This window comes from Nocardia sp. NPDC059195 (assembly GCF_042754695.1).
Classification (GTDB): domain Bacteria; phylum Actinomycetota; class Actinomycetes; order Mycobacteriales; family Mycobacteriaceae; genus Nocardia.
In genome coordinates, this window is record NZ_JBHZBG010000067.1 from 1 (window position 1) to 1,684 (window position 1,684).

General features: G+C 65.1%; 2 protein-coding genes. One reads left to right on the forward strand and one right to left on the reverse strand.

Translation table 11 applies throughout. The features are described from left to right. Nucleotides 1-34: 34 nt before the first annotated feature. A complete protein-coding gene (locus ACFXKN_RS33445; protein ID WP_378974756.1) occupies nt 35-1,228 on the reverse strand; it encodes an IS630 family transposase in 1,194 nt (397 codons plus the stop codon). 106 nt (nt 1,229-1,334) lie between these two features. Here ACFXKN_RS33445 and ACFXKN_RS33450 point away from each other — a divergent pair, with 106 nt between their 5' ends. Continuing rightward, the gene (locus ACFXKN_RS33450) at nt 1,335-1,652 is read left to right on the forward strand and encodes a hypothetical protein (protein ID WP_378974760.1); all 318 of its coding nucleotides are present in this window, start codon (nt 1,335-1,337) and stop codon (nt 1,650-1,652) included. The last annotated feature ends 32 nt before the right edge of the window (nt 1,653-1,684 follow it).

Genomic DNA, 1,684 nt, shown 5'->3' on the forward strand with positions numbered 1-1,684 from the left:
GCTTAGTGGTCCTGGTCGTAGGTTTTTCGGGGGTTCACGCGGCTGCTGGTTGTGCGGCAGGCTGGTGGTCGCAGCCGGTGTGCTGCTGGGAGTGCTCGTTCTGTGTGTGCCGCTCGATCCGGGCCAGTAGGTCGGCGAGGTCGGTCTGGGTGAACTTCCATTCGTAGGGCCGAGCGGTCTCGTTGTAACGACGCTCGAAGGCGATGAGCCGGTCTTCGACCTGGTCAAGGCTGGTGAAGTCGTTGGGAGAGACAACTTTTCGCTGCACGATGGAGAAGTAGATCTCGATCTGGTTCAACCAGGACGCGTGCACCGGGGTATGGACCATGACCGCGTTGGGGAACCGTGCGGCTAGCCGGTCGCAGGCGGCTTTGCCGCGGTGTGACGAGCCGTTGTCGACCACCCAGAACACGCGTTTGGCCGAGGCGTAAGGCTCGCTGGTCATGACTTTTTCCACGAGGGTCATGAACGGCACGATCCCGGTCTTGGCCGCGCAGTGGCCGAACACGCGGGCGCCGCCGACGTCGTAGGCGGCAAGGTAGGACAACGATCCACCCCGGTCGTATTCGTGGTTGACGCGCATCATGCGGGCGGTGCCTGGTGCCAGGGTTGGGTGGCATCGGCAGCGGGCCTGGATCGAGGTCTTCTCGTCGGAGGAGATCACGTATTCGCCATCGGCCAACGGCTGCCCGTCCCAGGTCCGCTGGTAGAGGTCCAGCACCTGGGCGGCTTTGAGCCCGAAGCCGGGGTCGCGGACGAAGATCCACGACCGGTGCTGCCAGGGCTTGAGCGCGGCACCCGACAGGATCCGGCGCACGGTAGAGGCCGAAATAGCCTTGGCGATACCGGATTTGACCGCCTCAGCGGACAGTTCGCTGCTGCTCCACCGCGACAACGGCACGCCCGTCTGGGCCGGCAACTGGCAGGCCAGCGCTGTGACCTCGGCGCGTTGGAGCGGGCTGAAACGCGGGGGCCGGCCCGAGCGGGGCCGGTCTTTGAGCCCGTCGAACCCGTGGTCTGCGTATCGGCCACGCCAGGTGCGCACCGTGTCGAGATGGATCTGCCGCCGAAGAGCGATCTTGTTGTTGGAATAGCCAAGGGCGGCGTCCAGCACGATCCGGACACGGACGACCAGCGCGAATCCAGCGGTGCGGGAGTAAGCCAGTTTCTCGAGCCTGCGCCGCTCGGAGGCAGTCAACACAATCTGGCGAGCATGAGCAACCGGCACGAAAACAGTGTATTTACAACCTCTTTCGGCGCACCCGACCGCAACGGTCTTGCTCGATCCCGTCACCGGAGCCGGATCCACACGCGGGAAGCGGCAAGATGACCTCATGCCCGCGATCCCGGACTCGACTAAGACCTCCCTGGCCCAACGGCTGCGCCAACACGCCGCCGAGCGTTGGCCTCAGCTGAGCGGCCTGCACGTCCGATACCACGGCCAATTCGCCTACGTCGAGGGCGAACTGGCCGACGGCCACCGGCTGCCTCTCATCCGGCTCCGCTACGGCAGCTCGGCCTCCACCTGGGGATTCGGTCTCTACCTCGCCAGCAGCGGCAAATACGAAAACCAGATCCTGCCCACCGGCTTCACCGCAGGCAGCCCCCAGGAAGCCCTTGACTGCGCCTGCGATCTCTACCTCGGACACTGACCCCCGAACGACTTACGGGCGTGACCACTTAG

Coding starts and splice junctions, on each gene's coding strand:
- ACFXKN_RS33450 (WP_378974760.1), top strand. CDS start 1,335: ATGCCCGCGATCCCGGACTCGACTAAGACCTCCCTGGCCCAACGGCTG.